Origin of the sequence: Bacteroides sp. MSSM.1001136sp1_RTP21357st2_D2_RTP21359_211015 (assembly GCF_040913205.1) — a bacterium.
GTDB lineage: Bacteria > Bacteroidota > Bacteroidia > Bacteroidales > Bacteroidaceae > Bacteroides > Bacteroides ovatus.
Map to the genome: position 1 here is coordinate 13,075 of NZ_JBDFVF010000021.1, position 17,952 is coordinate 31,026.

Consider the following 17,952-nt stretch of genomic DNA (forward strand, 5'->3'; position numbering starts at 1 on the left):
GCAAAATTATTCAAAGTATAACCATCAAAAACATCAAAAGTCATGTTACTATACAACGTAAAAAAAGAAGAGATGCGCATCGGTAAACACAAGGGCAAAACCATGTATTACGCCTCTCCCATTGCACAAGACAAGATTACCACCAAGCAGCTAGAGGATCGGATTGTCAATGCCACAGCCCTGAGCCGTGCCGACGTGCGGTCAGCCATCACCGCCTTGGCGAAAATCGTACGTGAAGAGATGCTCAGCGGCAGAACCGTTGACCTGGCCAACCTCGGGTCATTTAAGGTTGTATCCAACGGGAAACGCGTGGAAACGGAAAAAGCCGTTACCGCCGAAACTCTCAAAACACCACGCATTCAGTTTTTTCCCAAACTCGAAATGCGCAATCAGGCAAAAAACGTACAGCATGTGGTGATACGTGAAAGCGAGGCCGGATCGGCTAAACCGAGTCCGAATCCCGGAGATTTGCCCGAAGCACCCGATTCTGCTCTTTAATATTCATAACAAGAAACAATGAAGCAGCAAGTATTATTTTTCTTTTTCACGCTGATGCTCACAGGTATCAGCGTGTCCGCCCAAACAGGTGGAGGACGGATTGCAGGCGTGGTCATCGACAATGCAGGCGAAGAACCACTGCCCGGCGCAACCATCTTCATCGAAGAGCTGAAAAAGGGCATTGTGACAGACGGGCATGGCGAGTTCTTACTTTCCGATGTTCCCGCAGCCACTTATACGCTTACTGTAAGGTTTATAGGCTACCACACGCAAACCCGCAAGCTCACGGTGGGTAAAGAGAGAGGGAAAAAAATCATCATCCGCCTGAAAGCCGAAGCAAAATCGTTGGACGAGGTGGTAGTGATGGGTAAGAGCGAAGCCCGTAAGTTACGGGAGCAGGCCATGCCCATATCCGTTATCAGCATGAACCAGATACAAGGAACGGTTAACAATGTACAAGACATTCTGGCAAAAACTGCCGGAATCACCGTGCGTGCCACGGGTGGAACGGGCAGTACCTCTCGCATATCGGTGCGCGGACTGGAAGGCAAACGCATCGGGCTTTTCATTGACGGGAATCCGATGAACGACAATTCCGATTTTATCGACATCAATGATATTCCGGTCGAAATGATCGACCGCATCGAGATATACAAAGGAGTTGTCCCTGCCAAGTTCGGAGGTTCTGCCGTAGGTGGTGCGGTCAATATTGTCACCAAAGAGTATCCGCCTAAATATTTGGACGTGAACTATTCTTACGGCAGTTTCAATACGCACAATGCATCCGTTGTGAGCAAGATGAACATTGCCCCAAAAGGAATCGAGTTCGGGCTGGGAGGTTTTTATACCTATGCCGACAACGACTACAAGATGAAGTCTCCTTTTCAAGAGGGGCTTACTATAACCCGCGATCACGACAAGTTTAAAAAAACAGTCATCGGCGGTAGCTTTAAGGCACGGAAGTGGTGGTTTGACTTGGTGGAGTTTGAACCCGTTTTCATACATACTTACAAAGATATACAGGGGATAGAATCGAACATCCGGCATGCACACAGCCATTCCAACGCCTTTATTTTCGCCAATAAGATGGAGAAAGAAAACTTCCTCTTAGACGGCCTGGACTTGGACTGGCAGCTGGGGTATATCTATACCGACTATCATTTTGCCGATACCGCCTCGCACCGCACACATTGGGATGGAACGCATTATCCGGCAGTTTCCGAATTCGGCGGCGAAATCGGCAAATGGGCTTCATTATTGACGAATGAAAAGCATCAATTGCAGCACAAATTGAATCTCAACTATCTTGTCAATGAGAACCATTCGGTAAACTTCAACTCTTTGCTGAAATACGCTCATGCCAACCCTCGTGATGGGATGAAGGACAAGGTCATAGGTTATCGTACCGACTTTCCAAGCAATATGTTCAGTTGGGTGGCAGGCTTGAATTACGACTATCGCACCTCGAACGATAAGTTCCTTAACTCTTTCAACGTCAAGTATTACTACTACTCGATGAAAACGCGGATGGCAAGTGTCCTGGTAAAGACAGCAGAGGATATAGACACACACAAGAATGATTTCGGCATCAGCAATGCACTTCGCTACCGCATCACACCCAGTCTGATGGCAAAAGCTTCGTTCGGATATGATGTAAGGCTTCCATCGGAAGAGGAACTGTTGGGTGATGGATACGTGATAGCTCCTGCCGGCAATCTCACTCCCGAACGCAATATAAGTGTCAACATAGGAATGTTATTCGATTTAACTGGAAAAGCCTCCTCTAACTTACAGATTGAACTGAACGGATACTATATGCATCTCAAAGACATGATTCGCTTTACGGGCGGATTCTTGCAGTCGCAGTATCAGAACTTCGGCGAGATGCGGACTCTTGGTATGGAAGCAGAGGTGAAAGCCGACATGACACGGTGGCTCTATGGCTATGTGAACGCCACTTACCAAGATCTGCGAGATGTGCGTAAGTATGAACAAAATACAACTGTTGCCAACCCTACCAAAGGTAGCCGTATGCCCAATATACCCTATCTGATGGCAAACGCAGGATTGGAGTTTCACAAAGAAAATCTGTTCGGAGGCAGCGGGATGAATACGCGCATATTCACCGATGCTTCATTTGTGGAAGAATATCTGTACGACTTCGAACAAAGCCAATTCCAGCAGCATCGCATACCTCGAGCCCTCTCGTGCAATATAGGCTTTGAGCAAAGCTTTGGCAATGGGCGCTACTTCATTATGGGAAAAATAAACAACCTGACCGATACAAAAATGATCAGCGAGTTTAACCGTCCTTTACCCGGACGTAGCTTCACTATCAGATTCAGATACGTATTTAAGTAACAAATTAACAATCATTAAACAAAAAAAGAAATGAAAAAGAATGTATTTTTTGTAGCAGCGATATTCGCTGCATTGTGCCTTAACTCATGTGACAAGAATGATCCGGACAATCCTATTGCAGGAGGTTCGGGAAAGATTCTCCTAACAACAGCCCTACCCAATGCAACAGGTATGGATGGAACGGTTTATATGCAACTCATTGATGAGCCTGTATTAGGCAAGACGATGGCTACCAATAACAACAATGGTATAAATGTTCCCTTTGGCAGTTCTTATCCTATGATAATAGGTCAGGAAGTCTATGTCTTCCCAAGCTATCATTTGACAATGGACAAAAACGAACTGATTAAATACCGTCGCACGAATGGAATTTTACAAAGAGAGGGAAGCTTGCAATTGCCTGCCAATAACAGTGCCAACAATCTTGTCAAACTATCTTCCACAAAAGCCTATCTATCGCTTGCCGGACTAGGACTGATTTACATATTTAATCCCGAAACGATGCAGAAGACAGGAGAGATCAACCTGACCTCTTTGGGTATTCAAGATAATAATCCGGACATCGGAATCATGATTGAGCGTGACGGATATGTGTTTGCTGGTCTAAGCCAGATGGTGGGAGGTTGGACAAGCCCTGAGAATTACAAACAAGCAGATGTAGCCGTCATTGACACCAAGACGGACAAGTTGGTCAAGATGATTTCAGAGAAAACCAGTGGTTTTTCTCAAGCCACACGTCCGATCGACCCCAAGTCTTTATTCATGGATGAAAAAGGCGATATATACATTTCTTGTCTCGGGAACTTCGGAATGGTGGCAGGTCATAAGGCCGGCATACTTCGGATTAAGAAAGGAGAAACAGACTTTGATCCAACATACCATTGGACGATAACCGGAGCTTCTATCGAAGGAGAAGAGAAAGTAGCTGGTTTTGCCGCTTCAATTTGTTATGCAGCCAATGGCAAAGCCTACGGATACATTGATATTCCCGGTTATTACAAACCAGGAGAAACGGGACATGGCGCTATAGCGAGCCGAGCTGTAGTCTTTGATTTATACAATCAGAAGATGAAGAAAATAGAAGGATTGGATTTGTCCAATGGCTATGGCGTGTTAGTGTCTAAATATAAAGACGGTTTGGCAATCGCCAATGCTTCAACGACAACAAAAGGCATCTATTATCTCAATCCTCAGACAGATAAGATTAATCCTATTCCTATGATAACCACCATAGGAAATCCCATGGCTATAGAGTGGTTCGGCAACTAAACTTATAACGCGAGTTCGGGATAGCCTCCTTCCAAAAATAAAGAGGGTGTCCGACTGATGAAGTGACCCCAAAAATTTGGACTGGTTAAACACTATCCAGTTATAGAAAGAGTTCGGTATTGTACTGGACTCTTTCCTTTTAACCGGGACTTAATTCTTTTATTATTATAATAATCTATATATCCTTCCAAAGCCTTTGTGAAGTCTTCCGGAGACTCGAACTTTTCAGCGTATAGAAGTTCAGATTTCATAATTCTGAAAAAATTCTCCATCATAGAGTTGTCCAGACAGTTTCCCTTTCTCGACATACTTTGAATTATATGATGCTCTTCAAGCCTTTTCCGATATCCGAAGTGTTGGTATTGCTAACCTTGATCAGAATGAAGTACGAGTCCGTCAAGGTTATCACACTTATCAAATGCTTTATCGAGCATGTCATATACTTGTTCAAGATGAAGTGCACCCTCTTACATTTTATTTTTTTAGGAATATCCCCAAATAACTTGATGTCTGCTTTAACGATAGAACCTGTTAGGTGTTTGCAGCGGACATCACCATAACCCATTGCCATTACCACTACTTCTTGCAGTTGTTGTGAGCCCTCTCTTAAGTTGATGAAAAACTTCCGCTAATTGTTTACCGGAACTTCTTGTGTTTGATAACCAATGAATGAAATGACCAAGGTTTCTTCGGAAGATACATTGGCTAATGCAGTCGGTGATACAACCGTTGCTTGTACCTTTTACGAAGACTGACGCACCGGTAACCAGACCGAAATCATCATTCACGGTACCGGAAATGCTTAGCTAGAAATAGCTTGTGAGCTGATTCTATTTTAAAATATAAATGTTAGTTTTATGTTAGATAATTCCGGATACTTTAATCTTAAGAATTTGATTATAATACATATATAAATTTATTTGTTAGATTTAAAGTTTTTTTTTATAACTGTAAAATACAGATTTAGCCTTATATTTACAATATGATATTATTGATTTTATCTAGTAAAAAAGCTTTTGCATTATAAGGACATTCAATTCTTCTTCCAGAATTGTAGTATATGTTTTATAATCATACCAATAAGATAAAAAAGATAATGGTCAAAATAAAGCTCTCAAAACAAAATACTTGTTGTTCAATTATCTTATAATAGTAAAAATGAATTTGTTGATTCCGCAAAAGAGTTTGTATCAGATGTTGAGGTTTCAACAATATTAAATATTACTTTTATTTATAGTAACTAATTTGCATTAATATGAGAAAGGTATTTATTCTTTTGTTTATTTCTTTAGCATTGTTATCCTGTCAAAAAGAGGAAAACAATAGAAAAACAGAGTATCAAGTATTAACAAGTAAGGACGCATCCAAACCGTTTAGCTGTCTTGGAGAGAAACGTATTATTACGATTACGATTATAAAAAAAACATTAATAGATGATGTTTTAAGTTCAGAGGTTCCGATTATTCCCAGGGATGTTTCGGTAGAATTTGATAAAACTCTTTTTTCTGATATAGAAACAAAAGTGGAGGGCGATCAGGTAGTATTAAATATAACCTCAAATATTAATAAAGAAGATAAAATTTTGAATGCTGATTTACAGATTTCTTACTCTACTATTAATGGCATAAAAGTAGAAAAAATTCCACTAATTATAGATAAAGGAAAGTTGACATTTGTGTATAAAATCCATTCGGAACAGAATCCTTTTATTCTACCAGCTGAAGGTGGTAGATTTGAGTCACCTTTTACTTGTAAAAAACAGACATATTTGAATGGCCAGTTTATAGAGGAAACTTATTCATCATTAAACGGATTGAGATTTAAAACGATAAGTAGTGGTAATGTCTGGTTCCTTACAGTCAGAAAAGACGGAGAAAAAATTGGTTTTTACAAATTTTCTTTTGTGGGAGAAGGACCATATAACCAAAAAACAGATCCAGAGTGCTATTTTAACATATATACCCATGATGCAGATTTAATTACAGATAATCCTACAGAAATATTCAGACAAGATTTTATACAACCCCAGACCCCGGGTGAGGATTATTATAAACCTTCCCGGTCCTCTTATAAACATGGCACTTTTGACTTTTAACGTATTCAGTATTAACCTTAATTATATTAATTATAAAACAGTATACACGTTTGTTGATTTTGACAATTATGTTTTTAACTTCATATTTCGATGACAGAGAAGTAATGAAACAAGAATCTTCGCCACCATCTTTAGTAAAAAAAACTCGGCTTATCGTAACTAGTGTATATTCACTACTTTCTATATACTAATGCACTTCTTAATGTAGGTTATGTAGTAATTCATTATTTGAAAGCTGATAAAATATTTTTTTTTGAATATTTTATCAGCTTTGTATATTGCATAATATGATATAAATGAGATTTATTTTTGCTGCCTCTTGGCACGCAGCATTTCTGCCGCCTTCATTTCCGTCCAACGCTCGAAGTCCTCCACCTCTTTCCTTATTTTCCGTATCAGTTTCCTGTCCCTGTTCCACTCGAAGCAGTTCTCCAGTATGTCAAGCACCTTAGCGTCCATTCCCCCGTCACAGACAGCTTCCCCAACAAAACCCGTTAAATCATTGTGTTAATATATATTTCATGTATCTTTGCGGCATAGATATCTGTTGTGAAACAGGAATCTGCTTATATTATTCTTGCTTGTGACAAGCCGGAATCTTATAACTTAGTACAAAATAAAAAAATAAAAGAGGAGAGCTTCCGTTCTATGGAGCTCCTCTCACTTTTTATCTCTAGTGCCCGACTGCCTTTTATCTTTCTACTTTCCCAAAAGGAGTATCCTTCCCGCCAGCATACAGCACAGCGAAAACAGTATAGCCACTAAATTCTTCTCATTTGTGCAACCCCTTCTGTATTCATCTTCCAACCTTGTATATCGCTACCGAGATAGAAAATGGACAGATGCACAGCTGGTACGTCAATTATCAATACCAATATATACCAGTTCATACGTTCTCCCCAATAAAAAGATCCCCTAATTTATTTCTAGTTCACAGTCCAAATTTATACTTTCCTGTAAAATACAGGATATAGTCAAGTCTTCAAAGTTTTTCCCCTAAAGACACAGAAATATTACAAAAATCAATTATCACATTATATCTTATTTCTGATGATACAAAAGGAGATGGCAATCTATTTTTTAATTCTTTAGATGACATAAAGAATGCCTTTAAAATTAATTATTCAGAATCTAATTTGGGACTTCCTATTTTTTGTAAGGGATATTACAAAAAACAATTCCGTTTTTACTTTAACTATAAGTTCTGGTAGGGACCATCCAAACATGTTACCAGACCAACAAGACCAAGGGGAAGAGTTTAGAAGGATGTATTACAGCTACTAAAGATGATAAATGCCAAAACCAAATTCATTGCAATTGGAATTGGGGTAACAGTTATTTTTTATTTTTAGTTCAATCAAGCCGGGAAGAATGATTAATAATAAAAGAATCAAGTCTTTAAAGGAAGATATCAATAAATAACTCTTGCAACATGCAGTTTCTTTCTGGCTGAATTTGCGACTCTGGAGCTATATTCTGAGGAACGGTTTGGCGGCGGAATATGCCGTTAAACCGTCCGGTTTTCGTTAAACGAAAACACAACTTGCTGTCCCCTCTACGGGGACAACGTTTTTAAGTAGAACTGTAGATTGCCCCGACTGGTGCCTCCCTCCCGATGGCAACCTCTTCCGATTTCGGTCTGCTTCTTCAGGAAAGTTGGCGTTTTTTACCAATATTCCGGAGGCGGAATAGGCTGTGCTTCCTGTAATAGTAGAGCATTCTACGATTATCCGACACATCAGATAGCTTCTTTTTCGTGATAATTGAATATTCAGAGAACTGAATATTTTGATAATCGGATAATCCGAATACTATTATATCTGTAGTCTCTTGGAATGTTACACAGTGACAACTGAATAATTGGCGTTTTGGATATTGGGATAATTGGGTATTTGAATATTGCTATATTCTGATATTTGGATATTCAGATAATGGGTAAACAATTATAAAAGACTACATTTATAAAAAGCTACAATTATAAAAGGCTATTATTATACATTCCCCATCAGAGAGAAAGTTCCTTGAGCCTGCTGCCGTCCAGCCGATGAACGGATACCGTACCGTCACAGTAAATAGCGAATGTAGGCATGTTCCCATCCTTCGGGAAAGTGATGGAGCCGGTATTGCAGACCACTGTATGCTCTTTCCGTTCAAGTTTCCACCGGTGGGTGTGACCATAAAAAAGACAATCGAACCTTCCCTTCGGCAGTCTGTCCTCATTGTAGATATGTCCGTGGGTGAGAAAGAAACGTTTTCCATTATCCACCAACAGGGTGTAATCGGACAGGATGGGAAAGTCCAGCAGCATCTGGTCCACCTCCGAATCACAGTTTCCACGGATGGCGACAATCTCACCGGCCATCGCATTGAGACGTTCTGCGATCCCTTTCGGGTCAAGTCCTTGAGGTATCCCGTTCCGGGGACCATAATTCAGGATATCTCCCAAAATACAAAGCATTCCGCATTGTTGCTCCCGATAAAATGCCAGCACTTGTTCCAGTGCCGGTAACGAGCCATGTATGTCGGACACAATCAGGTATTTCATCATAATCTATTCGTTATCGGTTAAGTTTTCGCAGCACAAAAATAAGCATAATTATCTAATCTCCCTAACCGGGGAAACGATGAGAAAAAAGACAGGTTCCCTGAACTGTAGATTGCTGTATTGCTGTCCTTGTAGATTGCTGCAATGTTATAATCGGATACATAAAATAAGGGTATTTAGCCTTAGCTAAACTAAGCTAACAGTCTGACAATAAGGATTCTAATACTATGATATGTGGGTTTATTATGCTACCTTAGTGGTATAATAATAAAGGATAAAAAGCTATGAACGAACAAGTTAGAAATATCTTAGAACAGAGTACCACCAAGACGAGCAAGATTGAGCAGCTGCTCCGTCTGGGCCTGACGCGCAGGGAAATTGCCGATTTGGTGACACGCGGCAACTATGGTTTTGTATATAATGTTGAGAAGAAAATGCTTGAAAGAGAAGGTGGAGTCTTGCTGAACAGGGCAGCAACCACCCTGATGGATTACACCTTCACCCACAAGTTCGGTATTGAGATTGAAGCCTATAACTGTAATATGGAAAGACTGGCACGCGAATTGAGGGAGGCCGGCATCCATGTTGCCGTTGAGGGTTATAATCACACGACCAGGGATCATTGGAAGCTGGTGACGGACAGCAGCCTGCAGGGAAATAATACTTTCGAGCTGGTCAGCCCGATATTGGTGGGTGAGAATGGCCTGAAAGAGCTGGAAACGGTATGCTGGGTGCTTGACATCTGTAATGCAAAAGTGAATGACAGTTGCGGGTTCCATGTCCATATGGATGCGGCTAGTTTCAATCTGGACACCTGGAAGAATCTGGCTTTGACCTACAAGCATCTCGAACACCTGATTGATGCCTTTATGCCAAGGACACGCCGGAACAATACCTACTGCAAAACCCTCTCCGGTGTTTCCGACGAGAGAATCAAATCGGTAAGGACGATAGACGGCCTGCGGGAGGTCTTTAATAATGACCGGTACCACAAGGTCAATTTTGAGGCTTATTCCAGGCACCGGACCGTTGAGTTCCGCCAGCATTCCGGTACGACTAATTTCACAAAGATGGAGAATTGGATCCGGTTCTTGAACGGATTGATTACCTTTGCGAAAAGATCCAGCCTTCCCAGCCGGATGACACTGGAGGGGTTACCCTTCCTGGACGGGAAACAGAAATTATTTTTTAAACTTAGAACTAAAAAGTTAGCGGTATGATACAGACTTATCATTTGCTGGATGGCGGTCAGATAACCGCCTCCAGCCCGGAAGAGTTCGTCCGGCTGCTCCGTGAGGGGAGCCGGTTCGACTATGATTGCACGGATCAGGAGTATATGGAGAACTTTGCCCGGCGTTACGGGGAGCTGCATGGCGTGTCAGTTGCCACCGATACCCCTGAACATTTCCTGACGGACTTGCAAGCCGCCGGTTATGTCCGGTAACCGGTATCGCTCCTTTATTATTAGTCCCTGCTTCAAAGATGAGGCAGGGATTTTTCTTTTTTCATTGCAACCTTTCCTGTCTGCCTGACGGCATTTCCTCCTGTCAATTCCTGACTATCCATGACTATCCGTGACAGGGTATTTCATCTTTTCCCGGCATTCCTTTCTTTTGCAGTGTAGAACGATATACAATTATAAGCATTACAGTTTTACAGCATTATATTTTTATCTGATTATATAAAGAAAGCGTATGAAAAAAGAACCGTTATTAATTGCCTTTGCCAGCCAGAAAGGAGGAGTCGGAAAGTCTGCCTTCACAGTTCTGGTGGCTAGTATCCTTCACTACCAGAAAGGTCTGAAGGTGGGTGTCGTGGATTGCGACTCCCCCCAGCACAGCATCTCCCGGATGCGTGACCGGGACATAGAAAGCGTGCAGGAAAGTGATTTTCTCAAAGTGGCCCTCTACCGGCAGCATGAACAAATCCGGAAACGTTCCTATCCGGTAATCAAAAGCAATCCGGAGAAAGCTATAGAAGACCTGTACCGCTACATCGAAGAGCAGGATGCCGTCTTTGATGTCGTACTGTTCGACCTTCCGGGAACCCTCCGCAGCGAAGGGGTTGTCCATACCATTTCCGCAATAGATTACATTTTCATCCCCCTAAAGGCAGATAATGTCGTCATGCAGAGTTCCCTCCAGTTTGCCGAGGTGGTGGAGGAAGAACTGATTGCCAGGCACAACTGTAACCTGAAAGGCATCTATCTTTTCTGGAACATGGTCGACAAGCGTGAACGGACAGAAAGCTACGAGTCCTGGAACCGCGTCATACAAAAAGCGGAGTTACGCCTGCTGGAGTCACGGATACCGGATACCAAACGCTATAACAAGGAGCTGAGCTCCCTGAAGAACAGTATCTTCCGTTCCACACTGTTCCCTCCCGACAACCGCCAGATAAAAGGTTCGGGCCTCTGTGAACTGATAGATGAGTTATGTGCCGTAACACATCTGGATACCACCCATACCTTATAATAAGGGGAATTATGGACAGCGGAAAAAAGAGATTTGCCCCCCGGAGCATTGACGAGAAGGCCATATTGGATATTGTCGCCAGGAAAGGGACGATACGACCGGACTCCCCTGCAACGAGTGCATCCCCGAAGCCGGAGGATACGGTAGAGGAGATTGCCGGGAGTAGCGAAGCTCCGGTCTTTACCACCGGGGAAATCGACGCTTACAGGGCGTCCTTCCTGAATACGGTCAGAACCAAATCCCGTAAATCATTGCATATCGATGCCGGCCTGCATCGCCGCATCTCGTCCCTGGTATGGGCGGTAGGACGTGGCGAAGTGACCGTAGCCGGTTTTGTAAACCAGGTGCTGGCACATCATTTCGAAGAGAACGGCGGATTGATAAATGCCGTGCTGGAGAAGTATTACCAATCACTAAAATCATAAGGACATGGAATACCTTTTTATTATCCTGTTCATTTATGCCTCTTACCTGAGTATTGAAAAGTATGTGCATACAGGCAGCATTTTCACATGGAGAGGCAGAAAGGACAGGAAGGAACGTCGGGCTACGCCTGTCACCATCCATCCGGCAGCTTCCTCATCCGAGACGGAAATAATAGGCAAAAGCCGATACCAAATACGACAATCACTGACAATAGATGACAATAGCGGACAGCCTGAATCAGGCATAGAAAAGAGTGATACCTTTACTCCCGAAAAGAAAACAGAGCCGGTTCTCCGAGTGCGCGAACCCCTTGATAAGAATACGAAATTCCCGGAAGTCCCGGCTCCTTTTCAAAAACTGAATTATCCTGAAATTGATTATATGCGGGAGGCCTCTCCTTCTTCCGGTGAAGAAAAAGAGGAGATTCCCGAACGCTACGAGATTACAGGATACGTACAGCGGAGCAATCCCCACCGGGCAACCGGTGTCACCTTTGACGATATGGATATGATTGAGAAAGCAATGGCATCGGACGAACTTACGGAAGCGGAACAGGAACAGGCCCGGCAGACTTTCCAAAAGCTGGAAGGCACGAACATGGAAAGGGTACTGCAGGCGAGCGTCCTGGGAAGCAGCGATAAACTGAAACGCTATATGCGCTTGTATGTGGACCGGGGCGAGCCCCATTTATTGACAGGAAAGAATAGGGACGACATTCTCCGGGAATTTGATATTAGGGAGCATGTGCCCGAATAAATAGAACAAGTAAGGAATATGAGACAGTATTATGATTCCGGTTGATCCGGGTGCAGCGAGTTTTAAAACAGAATGTATAACCTAAAAAGACGAAAAAGCATGAAAGATTTCTTTGACTCCGGTTGATCCGGGCAGGACGAGTTCTTGAGACGTAGTGTATAACCTGTTAGAAAAGAAGATATAGAGATATGAGAGGCTTCTATGATTCCGGTTGATCCTTTCCCTTTACCGGAGCGAACATTAAAAGAGTGATTAACCCCTTAAAAACGGAGGTACCTATGATTGGTTACTATGACTCAGGTTGATTCTAAAAAGACATCGTGGTTGCAAGAGACAAATCCGCAGGAGGGCAACTTCCTGCGGATTGTTTGAAACAAGATTTTTATTCACACTAAAAAATTAGATTGCATATGAAAAGACATTTTAAAAAGACGGTTGCGCTTATCGCATGAATAGCTGTTTCCACCTTGGGTGCCTATGCCGAAGGGGACGGAAGTGCCGGTATAACAAAGGCTACATCCATGCTTACCGGTTATTTTGACCCCGCCACCAAGTTGATATATGCGGCAGGGGCTATTGTGGGGCTGATAGGTGCCATTAAGGTATATTCGAAGTTCAGCAGCGGCGACCCCGACACAGGTAAAACCGCCGGGAGCTGGTTTGGAGCCTGCGTCTTCCTCATCGTCGCGGCGACAGTCCTTCGTTCCTTCTTCCTGTAATATAGCAGACTATGGAATACAATATCAACAAGGGAATCGGCCGCAACGTGGAATTCAACGGCTTGCAGGCACAATACCTGTACTTCTTTGTCGGGGGCTTGCTGGCCATTTTCCTGCTGTTCGTCATCTTCTATATGATAGGTATTGACCGGTGGTTCTGTATCGGTTTCGGTGTCCTCTCCGCTTTCTCTCTGATCTTCGGGGTGTTCTACCTGAACAAGAAGTATGGTCCCAACGGCCTGATGAAGCTGGCCGCAGTCAAGTACCACCCGTCCTATATCATCAATCGCAAACGTATATCTTCCTTATTTAAAAAACGCATTCATGAGAAATATATTAAAAGCCGCAACGCTGGAAAGTAAGTTTCCGATCCTGTCCGTGGAGGAAGGGTGCATTCTCTCCAAAGACGCGGACGTGACCATCGGCTTCAAGGTCTTTCTGCCGGAGCTGTTCACGGTCACTTCCGCAGATTATGTATCCATGCACGGCACATGAACAAAGGCAGTCAAGGTACTGCCGAACTATACGATAGTACACCGCCAGGACTGGTTCCTGAAAGAGAATTACAGGGCCGACACGCATAAAGACGGGATGAGCTTTCTGGATCGTTCTTTCGAGCTGCATTTCAATGAACGGCCTTATTTAAATCATTTTTCTTACCTGTTCATCACTAAGACGACTAGGGAGCGCAGCCGTAGCCGGAGCAATTTCTCCATCCTCTGCCGGGGGAATATCATTCCGAAGGAAGTCCGGGACAAGGATGCGGTCAGCCGCTTTCTGGAGAGTGTCGACCAGTTCGAGCGCATCCTGAATGACTCGGTCTTTATCCGTCTGGAACGGTTGACCACCGATGAGATTGTCGGCACACCGCAACAGGCCGGACTGATCGAGAAATATTTTTCTCTTTCACAACAGGACACGACCACACTGAAGGATATACAGATGAGCGCGTCCAAGATGCGCATCGGGGACAATACGCTCTGCGTGCATACGCTTTCCGACGTGGATGATCTTCCCGGCAGTGTCCAGACGGATACCCGCTATGAGAAATACTCCACCGACCGCAGTGACTGCCGTCTGAGTTTTGCCGCTCCTGTGGGGCTGATGCTCTCCTGTGACCATATCTATAACCAGTTCCTGTTCATTGATGATTCGGCAGAAATCCTGCAACGCTTTGAGAAGACGGCACGTAACATGCACTCGCTTTCCAAGTACAGCCGTGCCAACCAGCTCAACAAGCAGTGGATTGACGCGTATCTGGACGAGGCGCATTCTTTCGGGCTGACCGCCATCCGTTGCCATTGCAATGTCATGGCATGGTCGGACAACCGGGAGAAGCTCAAGGTGATAAAGAACGATACCGGTTCCGCCCTGGCCCTGATGGGATGCAAGCCCCGTTACAATACCATTGACGCGCCTGCCTTGTATTGGGCGGGCATTCCCGGCGGTGAGGGGGATTTCCCTTCGGAGGAGTCCTTTTTTACTTTCATCGAACAGGGAGTCTGCTTTTTCACGGAAGAGACGAACTATGCGGATTCCCTGTCGCCCTTCGGTATCAAAATGGCAGACCGGACAAACGGGAAGCCCCTGCATCTGGATATTTCGGACGAGCCGATGCGTCGCGGTATTACAACCAACCGTAACAAGCTGGTCATCGGGCCATCCGGTTCGGGCAAGTCGTTTTTTATGAACCATCTCGTCAGGCAATATTGGGAACAGGGCACCCACATTATATTGATCGATATAGGTAACAGTTACAAGGGCTTATGCGACCTGATCCATCAGCGTACAAACGGTGAGGACGGTGTGTATTATACCTATAGTGAAAAACGCCCGATAGCTTTTAATCCATTCTTTACCGAGGATAAGGTCTTTGACCTGGAGAAGAAAGAGTCCATTAAAACACTGATCATGTCACTCTGGAAAAGGGATACGGAAGTCATTACCCGTGCCGAGGAAGTAGCCCTTTCAATGGCGGTTAACCTGTTCCTTGAAAAGATAAAGGAGGACAATGAACTGGTTCCTTCTTTTAATACTTTCTACGAGTTCGTACAGGGAGAGTTCCGTGGAATACTGGAGGAGAAGCATTACCGCGAGAAGGATTTCGATCTCACTAACTTTCTGAATGTATTGGCTCCATACTACCGTGGTGGAGAATATGATTATCTGCTGAATTCGGATGAGCAGCTCGACCTGTTGAACAAGCGTTTTGTGGTATTTGAAATTGACGAAATTAAGGAGCACAAAATCCTTTTCCCGGTCGTGACTGTCATCATCATGGAGGCGTTTATTAACAAAATGAGACGTTTGCATGGGGTTCGGAAGATGATAGTTGTGGAAGAAGCTTGGAAGGCTATCGCACGGGAAGGCATGGCCGATTATATAAAGTTTTTGTGTGCGCCCGTAAAGGTTGCATCGTAAATATCTCTTTGGCAAGAGATTAGGAAAGTGTTCTTTGAAAATGACCTATCATCAGCCGACTTATCTGTTTCGGGAAAACTTAACCGAGCAGGGAGTGTAGCATGTCGGAAAAGTCATAAGTCAGTTAGTTACCAAACTGCGACTGAATGGCGAGATGAAAAGATAGATATGAGGATAAAGTCCGAATTGATTGAACGATAGTCCGAATGGTCCCCCTTGAGGCTATGGCGTAAGGTAACTATCAATCGCCATATCGTGATACTACTTCAGTGTATAGGAATGAAGGTAGCAAGAACTTATCACGACACAACCGCAGTAAGCGAGTAAAGGACGGAAGTCGTATCCGACAATCTATCATGCCAACAGTTACGATGTAATAAACGGGGATTACCTATCCCGAAGTGCCGAAAGGCTATTAGGTTCGACCTATGAAAATTCGGAGTGGTAACGGAGCTTCCATAGTAGTTTGAGCAAGGTAACGCCTTGTACATGGCGAAGGGAAGCAGCTAATTATTAATACAATTAACGGAAAATGTGAGAGACATTATGAGAAGTCCAGAAAGAGTATTAAACAGTCTATCAGAACACAGTAAGGATGCAAGCTATAAGTTTGAACGTCTTTACAGAATTTTGTTCAATGAGGAAATGTTCTACGTTGCCTATCAGCGTATCTACGCTAAAGAGGGTAACATGACTAAAGGTTCAGACGGTCAGACCATTGACAACATGAGCCTGAAACGAATTGAAAAGTTGATTGATACGTTAAAAGATGAAACGTACCAGCCCCAACCGTCAAAGAGGGTGTACATACCGAAGAAAAACGGTAAGAAAAGACCTCTTGGCGTGCCGACTTTCAATGACAAGTTGATACAAGAAGTAGTAAGAATGGTACTGGAAGCCATATACGAGGGAAATTTTGAATACACCTCGCATGGTTTCCGTCCCAATCGAAGCTGCCATACTGCATTAACTCATATCCAAAAGGAGTTTAATGGTGCAAAATGGTTTGTGGAGGGAGACATAAAAGGCTTCTTTGATAATATAAACCATGATGTATTGATAAACATTCTCTTGGAGCGTATTGCGGATGAACGCTTCATCCGATTGATACGCAAGTTTATGAAAGCGGGATATATCGAAGACTGGCAATTCCACAATACTTACAGTGGCACACCGCAAGGGGGTATCATCAGCCCGATATTGGCTAATATATACCTTGACAAGCTGGATAAGTATATAAAGGAATACACAGCCAAATTCGACAAAGGGAAGAAACGAAAATTCAGTAGAGAAAGTATGGACTTTGGCAATGCAAGAAAACGTATTGTGCGAAGATTGAAGTTCGTAAAAGACGAAAGGCAAAGGACAAAGCTAATCCTTGAACTGAAAGCAATAGAACAAGGACGGGCTAAATATCCCAACGGCGAAGAAATGGATGCCGATTACAGAAGAATGAAATATGCAAGATATGCAGATGATTTTCTTGTGGGAATTATCGGAAGCAAGCAGGATGCGCAACAGATAAAAGAAGATATTAAAAACTTCCTTGCTGACAGACTGGCATTGGAGCTGTCCGATGAAAAGACACTTGTCACTCACACGGAAAGACCGGCCAAGTTTCTCGGATATGAAATCACTGTAAGAAAGTCCAATGACCAAAGACGGGATAAACGGGGTAGATTGAGAAGAACCTATGGTAAAAGGGTCTGCTTGAATGTCAGTACGGAAACAGTCCGTAAAAAACTTTTCGATTGGGGAGTCTTGGAACTGACAAACCGTAACGGAAAGGAAATATGGAAACCGAAATGTAAATCGGGACTGATATTCAATGACGACCTTGAAATCCTTGATAGTTATAATCGGGAAATCGTGGGGTTCTATAATTACTACTCCATAGCCAACAACTGCGCCCATGCCTTGAATAATTTCAAGTACATCATGGAATACAGCATGTACAAAACGTTTGCAGGCAAATATAAGTGCCGAACACGTAAGGTAAACAAGAAATATCGTAAGAACGGTAGGTTTATCGTAACGCACATGACTAAAACTGGTGTAAAGGAAAGATACTTTTACGACGGTGGCTTCAAACGAAAGAAGCCCACCTATAAATCGGAATGTGACATTATGCCACGAACAATTTATACTGCGGGGCGGACAAGCCTTGTTGAAAGGCTGAAAGCCCGTGAGTGTGAATTATGTGGAGCGACAGACGACCTTGTTATGCACCATGTAAGGAAACTAAAGAACTTGCAGGGAAAGGAAAGCTGGGAACGACACATGATTGCCCGTAAACGCAAGACGATTGCCGTGTGCAGGAGTTGTCACAAGAAGATACATGACGGAAAGATAGACTGAAATTAGTGGAGAGCCGGATACGCTGAGAGG

17 protein-coding genes are annotated in these 17,952 nt (G+C 43.4%); 14 read left to right on the forward strand and 3 right to left on the reverse strand.

Annotated elements, in window-relative coordinates:
* Positions 1 to 42: 42 nt before the first annotated feature.
* Genes AB5217_RS14255 through AB5217_RS14265 form a run of 3 tightly spaced genes read left to right on the forward strand, consistent with a single transcriptional unit; the run spans position 43 to position 4,128 of the window.
* Positions 43 to 498, forward strand: a complete 456-nt coding sequence (locus AB5217_RS14255; protein ID WP_004318713.1) for an HU family DNA-binding protein — start codon at positions 43 to 45, stop codon at positions 496 to 498.
* 18 nt (positions 499 to 516) lie between these two features.
* Positions 517 to 2,859: a TonB-dependent receptor gene (locus tag AB5217_RS14260; protein WP_032844417.1), complete on the forward strand. Its 2,343-nt coding sequence runs from the start codon at positions 517 to 519 to the stop codon at positions 2,857 to 2,859.
* Positions 2,860 to 2,889: 30 nt separating this feature from the next.
* Positions 2,890 to 4,128 carry a DUF5074 domain-containing protein gene (locus tag AB5217_RS14265; RefSeq protein WP_004309907.1) on the forward strand — a complete coding sequence of 413 codons (1,239 nt, stop codon included), beginning with the start codon at positions 2,890 to 2,892 and terminating at the stop codon, positions 4,126 to 4,128.
* A gap of 92 nt (positions 4,129 to 4,220) precedes the next feature.
* On the opposite strand, the gene AB5217_RS14270 is transcribed toward AB5217_RS14265, so the two are convergent.
* Positions 4,221 to 4,436, reverse strand: a complete 216-nt coding sequence (locus AB5217_RS14270) for an IS3 family transposase (RefSeq protein WP_004312979.1) — start codon at positions 4,434 to 4,436, stop codon at positions 4,221 to 4,223.
* Positions 4,437 to 5,383: 947 nt separating this feature from the next.
* Between AB5217_RS14270 and AB5217_RS14275 the strand changes: the two genes are divergently transcribed.
* Positions 5,384 to 6,223, forward strand: a complete 840-nt coding sequence (locus AB5217_RS14275; RefSeq protein ID WP_004309905.1) for a hypothetical protein — start codon at positions 5,384 to 5,386, stop codon at positions 6,221 to 6,223.
* A 303-nt stretch (positions 6,224 to 6,526) separates the two neighbouring features.
* Here the strand turns inward: AB5217_RS14275 and AB5217_RS14280 are convergent, their stop codons facing one another.
* Together AB5217_RS14280 and yfcE are read right to left on the reverse strand one after the other, a co-directional pair.
* On the reverse strand, positions 6,527 to 6,682 hold the full coding sequence (locus AB5217_RS14280; protein ID WP_004309904.1) for a hypothetical protein: 156 nt from the start codon (positions 6,680 to 6,682) through the stop codon (positions 6,527 to 6,529).
* Between the two features lie 1,546 nt (positions 6,683 to 8,228).
* Positions 8,229 to 8,768, reverse strand: coding sequence for a phosphodiesterase (gene yfcE, locus AB5217_RS14285; protein WP_175353462.1), 540 nt, complete (start codon positions 8,766 to 8,768; stop codon positions 8,229 to 8,231).
* A 284-nt stretch (positions 8,769 to 9,052) separates the two neighbouring features.
* Between yfcE and AB5217_RS14290 the strand changes: the two genes are divergently transcribed.
* The 10 genes from AB5217_RS14290 to AB5217_RS14335 all read left to right on the forward strand — a co-directional run bounded on the left by AB5217_RS14290 (position 9,053) and on the right by AB5217_RS14335 (position 17,922).
* Positions 9,053 to 9,988 (forward strand): amidoligase family protein, encoded by a 936-nt coding sequence (locus tag AB5217_RS14290; protein ID WP_008643627.1) that lies wholly within the window; start codon positions 9,053 to 9,055, stop codon positions 9,986 to 9,988.
* Complete coding sequence (locus AB5217_RS14295; RefSeq protein WP_008643628.1) at positions 9,985 to 10,212, forward strand: hypothetical protein; 228 nt, start codon at positions 9,985 to 9,987, stop codon at positions 10,210 to 10,212. The genes AB5217_RS14290 and AB5217_RS14295 overlap by 4 nt, the downstream gene beginning before the upstream one ends.
* 250 nt (positions 10,213 to 10,462) lie before the next feature.
* Positions 10,463 to 11,242 (forward strand): ParA family protein, encoded by a 780-nt coding sequence (locus AB5217_RS14300; RefSeq protein ID WP_032846780.1) that lies wholly within the window; start codon positions 10,463 to 10,465, stop codon positions 11,240 to 11,242.
* Positions 11,243 to 11,253: 11 nt separating this feature from the next.
* Positions 11,254 to 11,667, forward strand: coding sequence for a DUF3408 domain-containing protein (locus AB5217_RS14305; RefSeq protein WP_032846782.1), 414 nt, complete (start codon positions 11,254 to 11,256; stop codon positions 11,665 to 11,667).
* Between the two features lie 4 nt (positions 11,668 to 11,671).
* Complete coding sequence (locus AB5217_RS14310; protein ID WP_008643639.1) at positions 11,672 to 12,424, forward strand: hypothetical protein; 753 nt, start codon at positions 11,672 to 11,674, stop codon at positions 12,422 to 12,424.
* Positions 12,425 to 12,876: 452 nt separating this feature from the next.
* Positions 12,877 to 13,143: a DUF4134 domain-containing protein gene (locus AB5217_RS14315; RefSeq protein WP_085931613.1), complete on the forward strand. Its 267-nt coding sequence runs from the start codon at positions 12,877 to 12,879 to the stop codon at positions 13,141 to 13,143.
* 11 nt (positions 13,144 to 13,154) lie between these two features.
* Positions 13,155 to 13,505, forward strand: coding sequence for a DUF4133 domain-containing protein (locus AB5217_RS14320; RefSeq protein ID WP_008643641.1), 351 nt, complete (start codon positions 13,155 to 13,157; stop codon positions 13,503 to 13,505).
* Complete coding sequence (locus tag AB5217_RS14325; RefSeq protein WP_005680104.1) at positions 13,468 to 13,638, forward strand: DUF3875 domain-containing protein; 171 nt, start codon at positions 13,468 to 13,470, stop codon at positions 13,636 to 13,638. Before AB5217_RS14320 ends, AB5217_RS14325 begins: the two co-directional genes overlap by 38 nt.
* Positions 13,639 to 13,695: 57 nt before the next feature.
* On the forward strand, positions 13,696 to 15,564 hold the full coding sequence (locus AB5217_RS14330) for a TraG family conjugative transposon ATPase (protein WP_309568871.1): 1,869 nt from the start codon (positions 13,696 to 13,698) through the stop codon (positions 15,562 to 15,564).
* A gap of 546 nt (positions 15,565 to 16,110) precedes the next feature.
* Positions 16,111 to 17,922, forward strand: a complete 1,812-nt coding sequence (locus tag AB5217_RS14335; protein ID WP_004318718.1) for a reverse transcriptase/maturase family protein — start codon at positions 16,111 to 16,113, stop codon at positions 17,920 to 17,922.
* The last annotated feature ends 30 nt before the right edge of the window (positions 17,923 to 17,952 follow it).

Bases quoted from the DNA above. Each gene is read 5' to 3' on its own strand.
- AB5217_RS14255 (WP_004318713.1), top strand. From the start codon at position 43: ATGTTACTATACAACGTAAAAAAAGAAGAGATGCGCATCGGTAAACAC.
- AB5217_RS14260 (WP_032844417.1), top strand. From the start codon at position 517: ATGAAGCAGCAAGTATTATTTTTCTTTTTCACGCTGATGCTCACAGGT.
- AB5217_RS14265 (WP_004309907.1), top strand. From the start codon at position 2,890: ATGAAAAAGAATGTATTTTTTGTAGCAGCGATATTCGCTGCATTGTGC.
- AB5217_RS14270 (WP_004312979.1), bottom strand. From the start codon at position 4,436: ATGTCGAGAAAGGGAAACTGTCTGGACAACTCTATGATGGAGAATTTT.
- AB5217_RS14275 (WP_004309905.1), top strand. From the start codon at position 5,384: ATGAGAAAGGTATTTATTCTTTTGTTTATTTCTTTAGCATTGTTATCC.
- AB5217_RS14280 (WP_004309904.1), bottom strand. From the start codon at position 6,682: ATGGACGCTAAGGTGCTTGACATACTGGAGAACTGCTTCGAGTGGAAC.
- yfcE (WP_175353462.1), bottom strand. From the start codon at position 8,768: ATGAAATACCTGATTGTGTCCGACATACATGGCTCGTTACCGGCACTG.
- AB5217_RS14290 (WP_008643627.1), top strand. From the start codon at position 9,053: ATGAACGAACAAGTTAGAAATATCTTAGAACAGAGTACCACCAAGACG.
- AB5217_RS14295 (WP_008643628.1), top strand. From the start codon at position 9,985: ATGATACAGACTTATCATTTGCTGGATGGCGGTCAGATAACCGCCTCC.
- AB5217_RS14300 (WP_032846780.1), top strand. From the start codon at position 10,463: ATGAAAAAAGAACCGTTATTAATTGCCTTTGCCAGCCAGAAAGGAGGA.
- AB5217_RS14305 (WP_032846782.1), top strand. From the start codon at position 11,254: ATGGACAGCGGAAAAAAGAGATTTGCCCCCCGGAGCATTGACGAGAAG.
- AB5217_RS14310 (WP_008643639.1), top strand. From the start codon at position 11,672: ATGGAATACCTTTTTATTATCCTGTTCATTTATGCCTCTTACCTGAGT.
- AB5217_RS14320 (WP_008643641.1), top strand. From the start codon at position 13,155: ATGGAATACAATATCAACAAGGGAATCGGCCGCAACGTGGAATTCAAC.
- AB5217_RS14325 (WP_005680104.1), top strand. From the start codon at position 13,468: ATGAGAAATATATTAAAAGCCGCAACGCTGGAAAGTAAGTTTCCGATC.
- AB5217_RS14335 (WP_004318718.1), top strand. From the start codon at position 16,111: ATGAGAAGTCCAGAAAGAGTATTAAACAGTCTATCAGAACACAGTAAG.